This window comes from Herminiimonas sp., assembly GCF_030655415.1.
On the sequence record NZ_JAURVN010000002.1, the window covers coordinates 268,353 to 284,869 of the forward strand.

16 protein-coding genes and 1 pseudogene are annotated in these 16,517 nt (G+C 51.5%); 7 read left to right on the forward strand and 10 right to left on the reverse strand.

The genetic code is table 11. The features are described 5' to 3' along the window. Positions 1-67: 67 nt before the first annotated feature. The 6 genes and pseudogenes from Q7T66_RS01355 (at position 68) to panB (ending at position 4,294) form a co-directional block, all read left to right on the forward strand. A complete protein-coding gene (locus Q7T66_RS01355; RefSeq protein ID WP_304931452.1) occupies positions 68-739 on the forward strand; it encodes an HAD family phosphatase in 672 nt (223 codons plus the stop codon). After that, on the forward strand, positions 732-2,084 hold the full coding sequence (gene pcnB / locus Q7T66_RS01360; protein ID WP_304931453.1) for a polynucleotide adenylyltransferase PcnB: 1,353 nt from the start codon (positions 732-734) through the stop codon (positions 2,082-2,084). Before Q7T66_RS01355 ends, pcnB begins: the two co-directional genes overlap by 8 nt. Then, the gene (folK, locus tag Q7T66_RS01365) at positions 2,081-2,569 is read left to right on the forward strand and encodes a 2-amino-4-hydroxy-6-hydroxymethyldihydropteridine diphosphokinase (RefSeq protein ID WP_304931454.1); all 489 of its coding nucleotides are present in this window, start codon (positions 2,081-2,083) and stop codon (positions 2,567-2,569) included. The genes pcnB and folK overlap by 4 nt, the downstream gene beginning before the upstream one ends. 48 nt (positions 2,570-2,617) lie before the next feature. Beyond that, a pseudogene (locus Q7T66_RS01370) lies at positions 2,618-2,767 on the forward strand (DMT family protein); the annotation flags it as partial. 52 nt (positions 2,768-2,819) lie between these two features. Then, positions 2,820-3,461, forward strand: a complete 642-nt coding sequence (locus Q7T66_RS01375) for a deoxynucleoside kinase (protein ID WP_304931455.1) — start codon at positions 2,820-2,822, stop codon at positions 3,459-3,461. A 2-nt stretch (positions 3,462-3,463) separates the two neighbouring features. After that, positions 3,464-4,294 (forward strand): 3-methyl-2-oxobutanoate hydroxymethyltransferase, encoded by an 831-nt coding sequence (gene panB / locus Q7T66_RS01380; protein ID WP_304931456.1) that lies wholly within the window; start codon positions 3,464-3,466, stop codon positions 4,292-4,294. A gap of 113 nt (positions 4,295-4,407) precedes the next feature. Here the strand turns inward: panB and Q7T66_RS01385 are convergent, their stop codons facing one another. The 10 genes from Q7T66_RS01385 to Q7T66_RS01430 form a co-directional block, all read right to left on the reverse strand. Further along, on the reverse strand, positions 4,408-4,701 hold the full coding sequence (locus Q7T66_RS01385) for a chorismate mutase (RefSeq protein WP_304931457.1): 294 nt from the start codon (positions 4,699-4,701) through the stop codon (positions 4,408-4,410). 87 nt (positions 4,702-4,788) lie between these two features. Further along, positions 4,789-5,646: a neutral zinc metallopeptidase gene (locus Q7T66_RS01390; RefSeq protein WP_304931458.1), complete on the reverse strand. Its 858-nt coding sequence runs from the start codon at positions 5,644-5,646 to the stop codon at positions 4,789-4,791. A gap of 65 nt (positions 5,647-5,711) precedes the next feature. After that, complete coding sequence (can, locus tag Q7T66_RS01395; protein WP_304931459.1) at positions 5,712-6,386, reverse strand: carbonate dehydratase; 675 nt, start codon at positions 6,384-6,386, stop codon at positions 5,712-5,714. Between the two features lie 209 nt (positions 6,387-6,595). After that, on the reverse strand, positions 6,596-7,183 hold the full coding sequence (locus tag Q7T66_RS01400) for a chalcone isomerase family protein (protein ID WP_304931460.1): 588 nt from the start codon (positions 7,181-7,183) through the stop codon (positions 6,596-6,598). Positions 7,184-7,302: 119 nt separating this feature from the next. After that, a complete protein-coding gene (gene dnaJ / locus Q7T66_RS01405) occupies positions 7,303-8,430 on the reverse strand; it encodes a molecular chaperone DnaJ (RefSeq protein ID WP_304931461.1) in 1,128 nt (375 codons plus the stop codon). Between the two features lie 178 nt (positions 8,431-8,608). Continuing rightward, positions 8,609-10,561: a molecular chaperone DnaK gene (gene dnaK, locus Q7T66_RS01410; protein WP_304931462.1), complete on the reverse strand. Its 1,953-nt coding sequence runs from the start codon at positions 10,559-10,561 to the stop codon at positions 8,609-8,611. 91 nt (positions 10,562-10,652) lie between these two features. After that, positions 10,653-11,189, reverse strand: coding sequence for a nucleotide exchange factor GrpE (gene grpE / locus Q7T66_RS01415; protein WP_304931463.1), 537 nt, complete (start codon positions 11,187-11,189; stop codon positions 10,653-10,655). 510 nt (positions 11,190-11,699) lie between these two features. Further along, entirely contained in the window at positions 11,700-12,806 is a 1,107-nt protein-coding gene (gene hemH, locus Q7T66_RS01420; protein ID WP_304931464.1) for a ferrochelatase, read from the reverse strand. Between the two features lie 69 nt (positions 12,807-12,875). Continuing rightward, a complete protein-coding gene (gene recN, locus Q7T66_RS01425) occupies positions 12,876-14,525 on the reverse strand; it encodes a DNA repair protein RecN (protein ID WP_304931465.1) in 1,650 nt (549 codons plus the stop codon). Between the two features lie 150 nt (positions 14,526-14,675). Further along, entirely contained in the window at positions 14,676-15,614 is a 939-nt protein-coding gene (locus Q7T66_RS01430; RefSeq protein ID WP_304931466.1) for an NAD kinase, read from the reverse strand. 113 nt (positions 15,615-15,727) lie between these two features. On the opposite strand from Q7T66_RS01430, the gene Q7T66_RS01435 reads away from it, so the two are divergent. Continuing rightward, entirely contained in the window at positions 15,728-16,420 is a 693-nt protein-coding gene (locus Q7T66_RS01435; RefSeq protein ID WP_304931467.1) for an HAD family hydrolase, read from the forward strand. Positions 16,421-16,517 lie beyond the last annotated feature (97 nt).

Genomic DNA, 16,517 nt, shown 5'->3' on the forward strand with positions numbered 1-16,517 from the left:
ATTGCGCTTTTGAATCGCCTTTCACCCGCCCGAATTTAGCTCGAACTTAGCTTATAAATATCCACGCATGAACCTTGCCCTTTTTGATTTAGACCACACTCTGCTGCCCATCGATTCCGATCACGAATGGGGCGAATTTCTGACTCGCACCGGCGCCGTTGAACCCGTCGCCTTCAATGCCCGCAACAATGCTTTTTTCGAGCAATACAAAGCCGGCACACTGGATTCTGTCGAATATCTGGAATTTGCACTCGGTACGCTGGCACAGTTCTCGCGCCAGCAAATTGACGAATGGCATCTGGCGTATATGCGCGAAGTCATCGAACCGGCGATTCTTCCGGCAGCACGCAATTTGGTGAAAAAACATCAAGACGCCGGTGACCTGGTTGCCATCGTCACCGCCACCAATCGTTTCATCACCGCGCCGATTGCACGCGCCCTCGACGTAGAGCATCTGATCGCGGCCGAACCGGAATTCAGCGAAGATGGCTCAGTCACTGGAAAATTGCTAGGCGTACCGACCTCTGGTGCGGGTAAAATCACACATACCAAAGCTTGGCTGGCGGCACGCGGCTTGAGCTTGAATGATTTCACACGCAGTTATTTTTACAGCGATTCGCAAAACGATATTCCCTTGCTATCCATCGTCACCGACCCGATTGCCACCAACCCAAACGCCTTGCTGACTGCGCACGCTCAAGCGCATGGCTGGCCGATCATCAACCTATTCAATGATTAAAAAGTTCATCCGTCGCATTCTCGGCACCAAACAGAAAACAGGCGATCACACGAAGCCTGTCATCCTGACTGCGAAAGAACACGGCATCGATCCGAAGCTGGTTTCATCCAATGCGATCCGCGTGACTAGCAGTCTGCAAGATGCAGGATTCAAGGCCTTCCTGGTGGGCGGTGCGGTGCGCGATTTGCTGCTTGGCGTCAAACCCAAGGATTTCGATATCGCGACCAATGCGACGCCTGAACAAGTCAAAAGATTGTTCCGCCGCGCCTTCATCATCGGCAAGCGTTTTCAAATCGTGCACGTGATGTTCGGCCAGGATTTGCTAGAGGTAACAACCTTCCGCGGCTCTGCAACGGATGGCGCACCGAAAGATGAACACGGTCGCGTGCTGCGCGATAACACCTTCGGCGAACAGCACGAAGACGCGTTGCGCCGCGACTTCAGCATCAATGCAATGTATTACGATCCTGCCTCGCAGATCGTGCTGGATTATCACGGCGGTATTGCGGACATTCGCAACAAAACATTGCGCATCATCGGTGTACCGGAAGAACGCTATCGCGAAGATCCTGTGCGCCTGTTACGCGTCGTGCGTTTCGCAGCAAAACTTAATTTCACGATTGCACCCGATACACGCGCACCGATCGCTGTGATGGCGCCGTTGATCAACAACGTTCCTGCCGCACGCGTCTTCGATGAAATGCTGAAGCTGTTGATGAGCGGTCACGCACTCGCCTGCTTGCAGCAATTGCGCAAAGAAGGTTTGCATCACGGCTTGTTGCCTTTGCTCGACGTCGTGCTGGAACAACCGCTGGGCGAAAAATTTGTTCGCCTCGCTTTGGCCAGTACTGATGAACGCGTCCGAGAAGGCAAACCAGTTTCACCAGGCTTCTTGTTTGCTTCATTGTTGTGGCATCAAGTTGTCGAAAAATGGAATGCCTATCAAGCGGCTGGCGAATATCCAATTCCTGCGCTGCATCTGGCAGCCGACGATGTGTTGAATACGCAAACCGACAAGCTCGCATTGCAGCGCAAGATCGCATCCGACATGCGCGACATCTGGGCGATGCAACCGCGCTTCGACCGACGCGTAGGCAAAACCCCGTATAAATTACTCGAACATTTGCGCCTGCGTGCTGGCTACGATTTCCTGTTGCTGCGTTGTGCATCCGGTGAAATCGATAGCGAAATCGGCGAATGGTGGACTGCGTTCATCGCTGGCGATGGTGCTGAGCGCGAAGAATTGCTGACAAAAAAAGCGGTCACGACTAATGAAGGCCCAGCGAAAAAACGCCCACGTCGCCGTCGCAAACCTAGCACCGCAGCAGCCGGAAAACCTGAATGACAGGCAGGCAGATTGTTGCCTACATAGGCATAGGTTCGAATCTGGGCGACGCAGCGGACAACGTCCGCAATGCTTTGCTTGCATTAGCCAAACTGCCATCAACCAGCGTCACCGGCCTATCATCCCTATTCCGCACAGCACCAATTGATGCCGACGGCGACGATTACGTCAATGCCGTCGCTCGCGTCAGCACCAGCTTATCCGCCGAAGAATTACTGCAGGCTTTGCTGCAAGTGGAGCAAGATTGCGGACGTGAGCGCTCTTATCTGAATGCACCACGTACGCTGGATCTGGACGTGTTGCTTTACGGCGATCAAGTCATTGCGACGCCGACACTGACAGTGCCGCATCCGCGCATGACCACGCGTGCCTTCGTCCTGATTCCGCTAATACAGATAGACCCGTTTATTCAGATTCCCGGGCAGGGAGCGGCACATCTATTCGTGCCCGGCGTTGCGTCACAAGCCATACAAAAAATTGCTTGAGTAAGCCTCCTGAAGATTAAATCTATGTTGACGATCAGAGCAGCCCGTTTGGCCCAACTGAAAATTATCCAGGAAGCGATTACACTCGCAGTATTCGTGCCGTTCGCGATCATCTTCATGGACCAAGCGTTCAAACTTGATTATGTATGGGCCGCCTTATGTCTGGTCGGCGCGGTTTACTTCATCTTCCGTGCATGAAAAATTCAACACACTTGCGTACGCGCAGCTAACCAAAGCTAGATAGATCATTATGGATTTTGCAAATTACAAATACGTTGTCGTCGAAGGTGCAATTGGTGCCGGCAAGACGACGCTCGCCAGCAAACTGGCTGCGCAATTAGGCGCGCAAACGCTATTGGAATCGCCAGAAGAAAATCCATTCCTGGAAAAATTCTATCGAGATGCCAGCCGCTATGCGTTACCGACACAAATGTTTTTCCTGTTCCAACGCATGAATCAATTGCGCGCACTTGCCCAGCCAGATTTATTCGACGCGCGCATCGTGTCGGATTTTTTGCTGGATAAAGATCCAATTTTTGCGCGACTGACATTAGGCGACGACGAGTTGGCCTTGTATCAGCAACTGTACGATCACCTGCGTCCGCAAGCACCCTTGCCTGATCTCGTGATTTACCTGCAAGCCGAACCAGAGACCTTGATCGATCGCATCCGCAAGCGCGGCATCTCGATGGAAGCCGGCATTTCCGAGCCATATATGCATCGCTTGTGCGAAAGCTATAGCCGCTTTTTCTACGATTACGATGCCGCGCCTTTGCTGATCATCAATACTGAAAATTTGAATCCTATCGATAGTGACGAAGACTTTGCACTCTTGCTGACGCGCATTGCAAGCATGCGCGGCAAGCGTGAATTTTTTAGCCGTGGAGAATAAGTATGGCGAGCTATTTGCAAGAAAATGAAACAGCCGGCCGCAGCAAGGCCATCACCGTGCCGGCCCTGTTTGCACTGCGCGAACGCGGCGAAAAAATCACGATGCTGACAGCCTACGATGCCAGCTTCGCAGCGTTGATGGACATGTGTGGCGTGGAAACCTTGCTGGTCGGCGATTCGCTCGGCATGGTGTGCCAGGGACATAACTCGACTTTGCCGGTCACGATAGATGACGTCGCCTATCACACCGCCAGCGTCGCGCGCGGCAACAAGACTGCGCTGTTATTGGCGGACATGCCTTTCGGCACCTATGCGACACGGGAGCAAGCCTTCAACAACGGGGTGAAGCTGATACAAGCCGGTGCGCAAATGGTCAAGATTGAAGGCGGCGCATGGGTGGTTGATACGGTGCGTTTTTTGGTTGAACGTGAAATCCCGGTCTGCGCTCATCTCGGCCTGACTCCACAATCGGTACATCGCTTTGGTGGTTACAAAGTGCAAGGTAAAACAGCGGAAGCTGCGCAACAACTGAAGGACGATGCACTCGCGCTTCAGGCAGCCGGTGCGACTCTGTTGATACTGGAAGCGATACCGGCCGGTTTGGGCAAAGAAGTAACCGATCTATTGACGATGCCGACCATAGGCATAGGCGCAGGTCCGGATTGTTCAGGTCAGGTATTGGTAATGCACGATTTCATCGGCGTTTTCCCTGGCAAGAAAGCCCGTTTCGTGAAGAATTTCATGGAAGGCCAAACCAGTATTGAAGGTGCAGTGCGCGCTTATATACGCGAAGTTAAAGAAGGCACCTTCCCTGCGCCTGAACATTGCTTCTGAAACGATAGAAGTCTGATGCGGTAGTTACAGTGCTTGATACGCAAGACTGCAACTACAGTTGAGATGATGAGTATGATTTGATGCGGCAACGATTCAGACTCGTTGCCGCATTTTTATTGGAATGCTGTTTGTACGGCAATCGCGCGGTGATTGATAACGACTTCATCGATGATGCCGCGAAACAGATTCTGCACCACTTGCGGCTTCACGCCGAATTCATTCGCCAGCTCTGTATAACGTTGCGCCTGACGTGCTTCGCGTTCAGGATCTATCGCGCTCAACTTCTTTTGCGCCTTCAACACACCAACCTGATTCGTAATATCAAAGCGTTGTGCTAACAGCTCAACGATGTGGGCATCGATCTTGTCGATCTCGGCGCGCAGTGCTGCCAATTCGGTATGTTCCATTTATTCTCTCCTGCTAAATCTACGTGACCCGCTATTCAATTCATCAGGCACGCAATCATAATCAAATTTCTTAATCATTAATCTGAATCAAAGCTGTCTGGCAGCGAAGGTATTGCAGGAATTCAAATCACCGCCTTGAATCCCGCGCTGAAACCATCGCACGCGTTGTGCAGATGTGCCATGCGTAAATGAGTCTGGCACAACGTGACCTTGCGATTGTTTCTGCAAGGTGTCATCACCAATTGCGCTGGCTGCCTTCAAGGCACTTTCCACATCGCCGTCTTCCAGAATGCTGCGCGCCTGATTAGCGTGATACGCCCACACACCGGCAAAACAGTCAGCCTGTAATTCCAACTTGACCGAGACTGCATTCGCTTGTTTTTGCGAGCCGCTGCGGCGCACTTGTTCAACTTTTTCAGTGATGCCGCTAATGTGCTGCACGTGATGGCCGACTTCATGTGCGATCACATAAGCTTGCGCAAAATCACTGGAGACGCGAAAGCGATCGCGCATGGTTTGATAAAACGCGAGATCGATGTAAATCTTTTGATCGCCGGGGCAATAGAAAGGGCCGGATGCCGTATCACCAGTGCCGCAAGCGGTTGGTGTTTGGCCGGTGAACAACACCAGCTTCGGTTTGATATACGTCGCACCCTGTTCACGGAAAATCGGGCCCCAAGTATCTTCTGTATCAGCCAATACCGTGGCGACAAAACGCGCCATCGGATCATCAGCTGGTGGTCGTTGCGCGGGTTCTTGTTGCGTGATTTGAGCACCGCCACCGCTTAACAAACTGATGATGGTGTCTGGACTGACGCCGAAGAAGTACGAACCCAGCAATGCGATAACGATGGTGCCGATACCTATCGAACGCCCACCAAAACCGCCGCCACCGCCACGTCTATCTTCAACGTTGTCGCTTTCGCGATTACCTTCCCATTTCATGGCGTCTCCAGCCCGGTTCTGTCACCGGATAATGATCTTAAATAAAGTCAGAAAGCAGAATGCGCTTAGGTCTCTGCCTCGTAGCGCGCAAAACTATTTTTCAATTTTTCATCGGCCACATCAGAGCAATTGATCGTCACGCCCAGATCGCCCAGCAAACCATCTTTCAAGCCATAAACCCAACCGTGGATCGTCAAATCCTGACCACGTTCCCACGCATCTTGCACGATGGTCGTGCGGCATACATTGGCGACTTGTTCGATCACATTCAGTTCGCACAAACGATCGTGTTGCGCTTGCGTCGGCAAGGTATCGCCGAGATAACGCCCATACTTTTGATGCACGTCCTGCACATGACGCAACCAGTTATCGGCCAAGCCTACGCGTTTGCGCGTCATCGCGGCATGCACGCCGGAGCAACCATAGTGACCGCATACAATCACATGCTTGACACCCAGCATATCGACTGCGAACTGCAGCACCGATAAACAATTCAAGTCCGAGTGCGCAACCACGTTGGCGATATTCCTGTGAACGAATAATTCACCTGGCGCCAGATCAACAATCTCGTTCGCTGGCACACGACTATCAGAACAACCTATCCACAAATATTCAGGCGATTGTTGCGAGGCAAGTTTGGCGAAGAACTCTGGATCTTCCGCTACTTTGTCCGCTGCCCATGCACGATTTTTCTGGAACAGCTGTTCCAGTTCGAGTACTTCTTTCTTTTTTTCTGTCATTTCATTCAATCAGGCTTCGAGCACGACACGCAAGCGGCGTATCAGCGATGGCGCCATTTTATCTGGAATTATCGACAAGAGATGGGCCGGATGCGCTTCATCCCAATTTCATGGGCGAAAAAAATCGCCGACTAAATCAGACGGCGATTTTCTGAAAGATTTTGCTTGAGCAGGCGCTATACAAAAGACTCAGCGCACCAATATGCAGCTTATTGCTCGGCCAGCAATTGGCGTTTGAGTTTATCGTCTATCGGTTTGGCCCCCAACCAGATACGCAAGACTGCGCTATAGAACGCGGGATCGGCAATTGGCTCCAGGATTTTCTTGCCATTAAGAAGCACCACCATGCCGCTGCCGGGAATCCAATCCACGTTCAACACATCACCCTGCTTGAGCTCCGCTACCGAGGCAAACATCGCATTGAACTTCGTCATCGATGCAGCCAACGCAGCGCGCTCGGCGGCATCGGTATTTTGCTCAATGCCACTGGCAAACGCTTTGCCAAATTCTTCACTGCCGACGTCGCGCAACATCACCAGCGTGACGCGTCGCGCGCCGGTAGCTGCCAACACTTCGGCCGCTGATATTTTCTTGTCCGTCAGATACAGCCCAATCACGTACACCTTGAACACCACTTTGTAACGTATGCCCGCACCATTCAACCTCAGGTTTTCATTGCCTAGCTTGATGCTGTCTTCCAGCTTTACACCAGCCAGTTCGACCGCAGTAGCGGTATGAGAGAAGAACAGCGCACAACATACGGCTAGCATGCCGCCTATCGCTTTAAACGGTTTCATAGTGTCTCCATTGATTGTTATGGATTCAGCATAGAAGCTTGTTGGGCAAGGATCAATAAAAAAATGCCGGGCGATTTCTCGGCCGGCATTTTTGAAACACATGAAAAAGCTGTGAAAACTTATTCGAAAAATTCCTTAACCTTGTCTTTCCATGACTTGGTTTGCGGACTGTGTTTCGAACCGCCTTCTATCGTCAACTCTTCAAACTCGCGCAGCAATTCCTTTTGACGTTCGGTCAGTGTGACTGGCGTTTCCACCACAACGTGACAGAACAAATCGCCGGCATAACCTGAGCGCACGCCTTTGATACCTTTGCTGCGCAAACGGAAAGTCTTGCCCGACTGCGTACCTTCAGGAATCGTGAACGATGCTTTGCCGCTCAAGGTTGGCACTTCAATTTCGCCGCCCAACGCTGCTTTTGCGAACGAGATTGGAATTTCGCAATGCAGGTCGTCGCCTTCACGCTGGAACATCGCGTGTTGCTTGATGCGAATTTCTACATACAGATCGCCAGGCGGGCCGCCATTCATGCCAGGCTCGCCATTGCCGGAAGAACGAATCCGCATACCGTCGTCGATACCGGATGGGATTTTGACTTCTAGCGTTTTGTTGCGCTTGATCTTGCCTGCGCCGCTACATGCGGTACATGGCGAAGGATTGATCTTGCCGCTACCGTGACATTTTGGGCAGGTTTGCAACACGCTGAAGAAACCCTGCTGCATACGGACTTGGCCATGACCTGCGCAAGTGGTACAGGTGATAGGCGCGGTACCTGGTTTAGCACCAGTGCCATCGCACGTTTCGCAGCTGTCCCATGACGGCACGCGGATCGTTGTGTCGTAACCGTGGGCAGCTTGTTCTAGCGTGATTTCGAGGTTGTAACGCAGATCTGCACCGCGATAAACCTGCGGGCCGCCGCGACCACCACGGCCAGCGCCGGCTTGACCGAAAATATCACCGAAGATATCGCCGAAGGCATCAGCAAAACCACCACCACCTCCACCGCCGCCACCCATGTTTGGGTCTACGCCGGCATGACCGTAACGGTCATAGGCATCGCGCTTCTGCGGGTCAGACAACATCTCGTAGGCTTCTTTCGCCTCCTTGAACTTATCTTCTGCACCTTTGCTATCCGGATTGCGATCCGGATGGTGTTTCATTGCCAGCTTGCGATAGGCTTTCTTGATTTCTTCATCGGAAGCATTCTTCGCCAAACCAAGAATTTCGTAAAAATCACGTTTCGCCATCTGTAGGCACCCTGTTTCTTTCTGTACTTATTTATGCAAAACGCCGAGCCGAGGTTTTTCAACCTTGGACCCGGCGAGTCTTACGACATCAGACGATCAGCAAATCAAAGCACCCCGAATAATTAATCGAAGTACCAAGCAGCTTTGCCATTCACATCCAGGCCGCTCGACCAATCAATTATTTATCTTTTACTTCTTTGAAGTCAGCGTCGACGACATCATCTTGCTGCGCTTTGGCTTCTGCATGACCCGCGTCATGACCACCTGCGGCACCAGCTTCGCCAGCCGCACCGGCAGCTTGTTGCGCTTGCATATCGGCGTACATTTTTTCACCGAGTTTTTGCGCCGCTGCCGACAATGCTGCGGATTTTTCGTCGATGGCAGCTTTGTCGCTACCTTTCAACGCTGTTTCCAACTCAGCAATCGCTGCTTCGATTTTTTCTTTCTCGCCAGCTTCCAGCTTGTCGCCGTATTCAGCCAAGGATTTGCGGGTCGAATGGACCAGTGCATCGCCTTGGTTGTGCGCTTCTGCGACTTCTTTCAAGCGTTTGTCTTCTTCAGCATTGGCTTCGGCATCCTGCACCATTTTTTGAATTTCTTCTTCGGTCAAACCTGAGTTTGCCTTGATGGTGATTTTGTTTTCTTTGCCGGTTGCCTTGTCTTTCGCGCCTACGTGCAAGATGCCGTTAGCGTCGATATCGAAGGTAACTTCAATCTGTGGCGTGCCGCGTGCCGATGGTGGAATACCTTCCAGATTGAATTCGCCCAAGCCCTTGTTGCCAACTGCCATTTCACGCTCACCTTGGAAAACCTTGATGGTTACCGCAGGTTGATTGTCGTCAGCAGTCGAGAACACTTGGCTGAACTTGGTCGGGATCGTGGTGTTCTTCTGAATCATCTTTGTCATCACGCCGCCCAGGGTTTCGATACCGAGTGACAGTGGTGTAACGTCGAGCAACAACAGATCTTTACGATCGCCGGACAAGACCGAACCTTGAATTGCTGCGCCGACTGCAACCGCTTCATCAGGGTTGACGTCTTTGCGTGGTTCTTTACCGAAGAATTCTTTAACTTTCTCTTGCACCTTAGGCATACGGGTCATACCACCGACCAGAATGATGTCGTCAATGTCAGTCACTTTGACGCCTGCATCTTTAATCGCGATGCTGAGCGGTGCAATGGTTTTGTTGATCAGTTCTTCGACCAGCGATTCCAGTTTTGCACGTGTGATTTTCAAGTTCAAATGCACAGGTGCGCCGTTCGCCATCGCGATATATGGTTCGTTGATTTCAGTTTGTTGCGACGACGACAGTTCGATCTTCGCGCGTTCTGCCGAAGCTTTGATACGTTGCAAAGCGATCGCGTCTTTCGACAAATCGAGACCGTTGATCTTTTTGAATTCGTCGATGATGTAATCGATGATGCGTTGATCGAAATCTTCACCACCGAGGAAAGTATCGCCGTTAGTCGACAACACTTCAAATTGCATTTCGCCATCAACGTCAGCGATTTCAATGATCGAGATATCGAAAGTACCGCCGCCTAAATCGTACACAGCAATCTTGCGGTCGCCCTTGCCGCCTTTGTCGAGGCCGAACGCCAATGCAGCAGCTGTTGGCTCATTGATGATGCGTTTGACGTCCAGACCAGCGATGCGGCCTGCATCTTTGGTTGCCTGGCGTTGTGCATCGTTGAAGTACGCAGGAACGGTAATGACTGCTTCAGTCACTTCTTCGCCGAGGTAATCTTCAGCGGTTTTTTTCATTTTGCGCAGGATTTCTGCAGAAATTTGCTGTGCGGCGAGTTTTTTGTCGCGCACTGAAATCCATGCATCGCCGTTGTCAGCTTTGACGATTTGATACGGCATCATGCCGATATCTTTTTGCACTTCTTTTTCGTCGAATTTACGGCCGATCAAACGCTTGACAGCGTACAGCGTGTTTTTTGGATTGGTGACAGCCTGGCGTTTAGCCGGCGCGCCAACCAGAATTTCGCCGTCTTCCTGATAAGCGATCACGGATGGCGTAGTACGTGCGCCTTCCGAGTTTTCGATGACTTTAGGCTTGCCGCCTTCCATGATTGATACGCATGAATTGGTCGTGCCTAAATCGATACCGATGATTTTGCCCATGATGGTCTTTCCCTTAAATGTCTGTATTACGAAATTGGTTAAATACTAAATTTGATGTTTCTAATATGCGGTGCGACTGCGCGCTTTCAAGCTATTTTTCTTGCGCAACGGTCACCAAGGCCGGTCGCAACAAGCGATCCGCAATCAAATAGCCTTTTTGCAGCGTATTGACGACTGTGTTGGGCTCTTGATCGGCCGGCACCATAGAAATCGCCTGATGCTTCATAGGGTCCAGCTTGTCGCCTTGCTGCGGTTTGATCTCCAGCAGACGGTTTTTCTCGAAGGCTGCACTCAACTGCTTCAAGGTCATCTCGACGCCTTCTTTCAAGGATTCGATGGATGGCGTTTCGACTTGCAATGCCATTTCCAGACTGTCTTTTACCGGAACCATTGCTTCGGCAAAACCCTCGATCGCAAACTTGTGCGCGCGGGTAACGTCTTCCTGAGCACGACGTCGGAAGTTCTCAACTTCAGCCTTGGCGCGCAAGAACGAATCCTGCAATTCCTGCACCAATTGCTGCGAAGTGGCGAGCTGCTCTTCCAAAGTCTGTTCAGGCGCTACAGAATCGGTCGCTGCTGGCTGATCAATAGACGCTGCTTGCTCTGCGTATTTATCCTGGTCTTGCATGAAAAAATCTCCAACAATCAATGAGTTATGACAAAAATTGCCAATGCGAGACAGCAAATGGGGCTATCCCTTACTATTTCAAGGGGTATTACTGCGGAATTTATATGAATGCGCAAAAGGGGGGAATGATATCCCCCTTGCAAGCTCGTTACGAGAGTCTTGTTACAAAAATCACTTATTCATGGGATGGTATTTTTCCCGGCGCGAACTAGGCTGTAGGCCTGAGATGACTGTGTTAAGTCATCGCCGCCAAGGAATTCATCGTGAAACTGCCCGTTATATCCGTCTCAATAGTGGCGTATACCGCTATCGCGGTTGCCGTGATCTGCTATGCCAACTTGTAAACGCAGGATGCGCTGCCAAATGCGATAGGCGGGGAAATTCTCGTCAGGCAGCTATTTTAGCCTTCCAATCCAGCACTTTGACCCAGCTTTTTCACTCAAAATGAGCGCGTAAGTATTATCCGCAGGTCCCGCCACTAGTTATTTTCAGCACTGAAACCATCAATTCTTAATTTGAAGCACCTAACCGTTTCGCTTCTTCCTGCGAAATCCGCGCCTGCGCATCACGCTCTTCGCGCATGCTAGGCGACAGAATGGTCGGCCAACCTATCATGTGCAATTCCGCAATCTGAGCCAACGCCTTGATCCACGCGTCGTCTTCATTCAGGCAGGCAATGTAGTTGAAGTCCTGCCCGCCGGCTTGCATAAAATCGTGACGTACTTCCATCGCGATTTCTTCCAGCGTTTCCAGGCAATCGCTGGTAAAGCCAGGGCAAATCACATCTATCCGTTTGACGCCTTCCTGCGCGAGCTTTTTCACGGTAGGCGCAGTGTACGGTTGCAGCCATTCTGCTTTGCCGAAGCGCGACTGGAAGGTCACCAAATACTGATCCTCGGTCAAACCTAATTCTTTCGCCAGCAAGCGCGCCGTCTTGTGGCATTCGCAGTGATACGGATCGCCGAGCAGCAAGGTGCGCTTAGGCACGCCGTGAAAGCTCATGATCAATTTATCCGGGCGCCCAGACATTTCCCAGTGAGCAAGCACTGACTTTTGCAAGGCGCGAATATATGCTTCGTGATCGTGATAATGCTTGATGAAGCGCAGCTCAGGCACATTGCGCTCTTGCGCATAATGCTTGAATACCGCGTCGAAAATCGATGCGGTCGTCGTTGCCGAATATTGCGGATACGCAGGCAATATCAAAATACGGTCGCAACCGTCAGCCTTCAACTGACGCAACACATCGGGCACAGACGGGCTGCCGTAACGCATCGCGTACTCGACCCTGACTTCATGACCGCGCGCGCCCAAATATCCTCTGAGCAGCTTGGCTTGTTTCTCGGTATGCACTTTGAGAGGGGAGCCATCGTTAGTCCAAATTGACGCATATTTCTTGGCCGATTTGCCGGAGCGAAACGGCAGAATAATCAGATTCAGAATGAACCACCAGATCGCACGCGGGATTTCCACTACACGTGGATCGGATAAAAATTCTCTTAAATATGGGCGCACTGCCGACGCAGTCGGCGCATTCGGCGTACCGAGATTAATCAGTACGACAGCTGTTTTTGGCACGCTGCCATGGGCGTAAGGCGGTTCGGTTCTAAATGACATGGCGATTGGTATGTGATGAATGCTGTAAAAGTGCGTGCAAAAACGCTGCGGTCAAAACAGCCGACTTACTCAAGTTGCCAAGAGTTCGCGTGCATGTGAGCGCGTGGTCGCGGTGATTTCTATTCCGCCCAGCATGCGGGCAATTTCTTCCACGCGGGCTGCGGCATCGAGCGCATCAATCGACGATAAAGTTTTGCCGTGATTGCTTTGCTTGCTGACTTGAAAATGTTGATTGGCCTGACTGGCGACTTGCGGCAAATGCGTGACGCACAAGACTTGTCTGTCTTGCCCAAGCTTGCGCAACAAGCGCCCTACTACTTCGGCCACGCCTCCACCGATACCGCTATCGACTTCATCGAAAATCAAAGTCGGCGTTGCCGTTGCACTCGATGTGATGACAGAAATCGCCAACGCGATCCGTGCCAATTCACCACCCGATGCAACCTTGGCTAACGGTCGTGGCGTCGTACCGGCGTGCGCAGCAACCATGAATTCAATTTGTTCGACGCCATAGGAAGCTGGCTCGCATGCTTGCAGCGCGATAGCGAATTTGCCGCCTGTCATGCTGAGTTCTTGCATAGCGACAGTCACCGCATCGCTCAAGGCTTTAGCCGCTTTGGTGCGGGCCTTGGATAATTTTTGCGCCGCCGTCATGTACGCAGACTTCAATTTCTCTTCTTGCGCGCGCAAGGCATCGAGATCGCTGGCGTCGGCCAATTGTTTTAATTGTGCGGACAAAGTTTCCAACTCTTGCGGCAAGTCGTCGGCAGCGACGTGGAATTTGCGCGAGGCAGAATGAATATTTTCCAAACGCGTTTCCACTTCACGCAAACGTGCGGGATCGAGTTCGACACGGCTTAAATAATCATTCAATGCATAAACTGCTTCCTGCATTTGAATGCGCGCTGGCTCCAGCGCATCCAGCACCGGTTGTAAACCAGCATCCAGATCAACAAGTTTGCCGATGCGGATATTCAACGACGACAATTGCGACAACATTGGTCCCGAATCGGATTCGGATATCAGCGTCAATGCATCTTGCGCACCTTCAATCAGGCTGGCTGCATGGGACAAACGGCTGTGTTCATTGCTGATGTCGGACCACTCGCCGGGCTTGACTGCGAGTTTTTCAAGTTCGCCAACTTGCCACTCCAGACGTTCGCGTTCCAGCAAAACATTCTTGGCATTGGTTTCGAATTCTTCGCGTTGCTTGGCGAGTGCGCGCCAGGTTTTATACGCGGTCGCGACCGCTTTGACTTCATCCTGCAAACCAGCCTGGTTATCCAGCAATACGCGTTGTGCATCTTGCTTGAGCAAAGATTGATGTGCATGTTGCCCGTGAATGTCGACCAGTTTTTCGCCCAGCTCACGCAGTTGAGTTGCGGTGGCGGCGATGCCGTTGATGAATGCTTTGGAGCGACCGACATTGTCGATGACACGACGCAATAAGGCGCCGCCTTCTTCATTAGTGAATTCGTTTTCGGCTAGCCACGCATCGAGCTCAGCACTGGCAGAAAACTCTGCAGTGATGTCAGCTTTTGCCGCACCTTCGCGTACTACGCTTGCGTCGCCGCGACCGCCCAGAGCCAATGCCAATGCATCGATCAGGATCGACTTACCCGCACCCGTTTCGCCGGTAAATACCGAGAAGCCGGATGAGAACTCAAGTTCGATCGCTTCGACGATCACGAAATCGCGGATAGAAAGCGTGCGCAACATGTGGAGTGATTCTTCCCGAGTAATTCAAGCTTGCTGTAGTAGCTACAAAATCCGCCACAGCAAGCGACACATTAGATTTGAATGAGCGTATCAGTTCGATTAAAAAATTTGCAAGCTACGACTGCAACAGAAGCTCGCCAATCACACCAATTATTTCAATTTTCCCTGCACCGACGGATATTCATTCCAGTGCAACTTTTCGCGCAGCGTATCGTAATAGCTCCAGCCTTCAGGATGCAGGAAGGTGATCGTATGTTCTGAGCTTTTCACAATGATGCGATCGCCTACCTGCAGGCGCGCGACCGATTGCATATCAAAGTTGACGTTGCTGTCGCGACCACCGACAACTTCGATCACGATTTCGCTGGATTCGGATACCACGATAGGACGATTTGACAAGGCATGCGGCGCAATCGGTACCAGCACTATGCCGGACAAGCTCGGGTGCAATAAAGGACCGCCAGCCGACAAAGAATATGCGGTCGAACCAGTCGGCGTAGCGACGATCAAACCGTCGGAACGCTGGTTATACATATAGTGACCATCGACATGCACACACAATTCGACCATGCCGGAACCCGAGCCGCGCGACAGCACGACATCGTTGAACGCCAGTGTGTGATGCATCACTGAGCCATCGCGTTCCAAGGTTCCTTGTAGCAAACTGCGTTTTTCAGATGCGACCTTGCCGCCCAACATTTCTTGCAGCAAAGGCATCATGTCGTCGAGGGCGATATCGGTAATGAAACCCAGACGGCCCTGATTGATACCGATCAGCGGCACGTTATACGGTGCCAACTGACGCGCAATGCCGAGCATGGTGCCATCACCACCAACAACGATCGCGACGTCGGCCACTTCGCCAAGCTCGACCAAATCCATGGATTCGTAACGATCAAGATGGAAACGATCTGAGGTTTGAGTACCGAAGACAATGCGGCGGCCGGTTTCTTTTAGAAAGTCGGCAATCTGCGTCAGTGAGTGGGCGATGTCGTCTGCTGAATGCGCTGTTTCGCTAGGCTTCTGCTTGGCGAAAATCGCAACAGTTTGAAAAGACTCGGCAGTATAGGGATGTGAGGTGGGCAACATGCTGCAGATTAGACCATAATTCCTCTTTGTCTTGCACTATGCGATGCCGCATAGGCAGGAATAATTTTTTAATAGTTTGGCAAAATCATTTACAGAATCGGATCCGTCATCGCATGAAGTCTTCCCCTGTCAAAGCTGTTTTATTCGATCTGGACGACACCTTATGGCCGCTGGTGCCAACCTTGGTCAAAGCCGAAGCTGTGTTGTACGACTGGTTGACTCAGCATATTCCTGGCGTCGTGCAGCGCTTCAGCAACGAGGAATTGCGCGCACTGCGCATGGAGTTATTGCCGACCAAACCTGAATACAAATTCAATGTGTGGGCCTTGCGCCACGCTGCATTGACGCACGCCTGCCACCTCACCAGCGAAAACAAGGCATTGGTCGATCAAGCGATGGAAGTATTTTCTGAAGCGCGCAATGACGTTGCGCTATTCGACGATGTGGTACCAGGGCTGGCGAGTTTGAGCGAGCGCTACGTGATCGGTTCGATTTCAAACGGTTTTGCCGATCTGGCTGCAATCGGGATCTCAGAACATTTCAAAACATCAATAGCGGCGCATCAATTCGGTAGCGCCAAACCCCATCCGGAAATCTTTCTTGCTGCGTGCGAGGCGCTCGCCATTGCGCCGCATGAAGCGGTGTATGTGGGCGACGATCCCTTGTTGGATATTCAAGGTGCGCAAAATGCAGGCTTGCAAGCAGTGTGGATGAATCGTTTTCAGCGGGTATTGCCGGAGCATATTGTGCCGGCGGCAAGTTGCGCCAATCTGTACGAGCTCGATATGTGGCTTAAGCGCGCATAATCAACTGAATGAAAATCTGACAAACCGGCTTTCAACAGCAAATTGCCTGAGTAGATAAATAGCGACACAGCATGCACATCGTGTAGGCTGCAAGTCT

Excerpts from the sequence above, each read along its gene's own strand:
- panB (WP_304931456.1), top strand. The coding sequence starts at position 3,464 with ATGGCGAGCTATTTGCAAGAAAATGAAACAGCCGGCCGCAGCAAGGCC.
- Q7T66_RS01385 (WP_304931457.1), bottom strand. The coding sequence starts at position 4,701 with ATGGAACATACCGAATTGGCAGCACTGCGCGCCGAGATCGACAAGATC.
- dnaK (WP_304931462.1), bottom strand. The coding sequence starts at position 10,561 with ATGGGCAAAATCATCGGTATCGATTTAGGCACGACCAATTCATGCGTA.
- can (WP_304931459.1), bottom strand. The coding sequence starts at position 6,386 with ATGACAGAAAAAAAGAAAGAAGTACTCGAACTGGAACAGCTGTTCCAG.
- dnaJ (WP_304931461.1), bottom strand. The coding sequence starts at position 8,430 with ATGGCGAAACGTGATTTTTACGAAATTCTTGGTTTGGCGAAGAATGCT.
- hemH (WP_304931464.1), bottom strand. The coding sequence starts at position 12,806 with ATGTCATTTAGAACCGAACCGCCTTACGCCCATGGCAGCGTGCCAAAA.
- Q7T66_RS01390 (WP_304931458.1), bottom strand. The coding sequence starts at position 5,646 with ATGAAATGGGAAGGTAATCGCGAAAGCGACAACGTTGAAGATAGACGT.
- recN (WP_304931465.1), bottom strand. The coding sequence starts at position 14,525 with ATGTTGCGCACGCTTTCTATCCGCGATTTCGTGATCGTCGAAGCGATC.
- folK (WP_304931454.1), top strand. The coding sequence starts at position 2,081 with ATGACAGGCAGGCAGATTGTTGCCTACATAGGCATAGGTTCGAATCTG.
- Q7T66_RS01400 (WP_304931460.1), bottom strand. The coding sequence starts at position 7,183 with ATGAAACCGTTTAAAGCGATAGGCGGCATGCTAGCCGTATGTTGTGCG.
- grpE (WP_304931463.1), bottom strand. The coding sequence starts at position 11,189 with ATGCAAGACCAGGATAAATACGCAGAGCAAGCAGCGTCTATTGATCAG.
- pcnB (WP_304931453.1), top strand. The coding sequence starts at position 732 with ATGATTAAAAAGTTCATCCGTCGCATTCTCGGCACCAAACAGAAAACA.
- Q7T66_RS01355 (WP_304931452.1), top strand. The coding sequence starts at position 68 with ATGAACCTTGCCCTTTTTGATTTAGACCACACTCTGCTGCCCATCGAT.
- Q7T66_RS01375 (WP_304931455.1), top strand. The coding sequence starts at position 2,820 with ATGGATTTTGCAAATTACAAATACGTTGTCGTCGAAGGTGCAATTGGT.
- Q7T66_RS01435 (WP_304931467.1), top strand. The coding sequence starts at position 15,728 with ATGAAGTCTTCCCCTGTCAAAGCTGTTTTATTCGATCTGGACGACACC.
- Q7T66_RS01430 (WP_304931466.1), bottom strand. The coding sequence starts at position 15,614 with ATGTTGCCCACCTCACATCCCTATACTGCCGAGTCTTTTCAAACTGTT.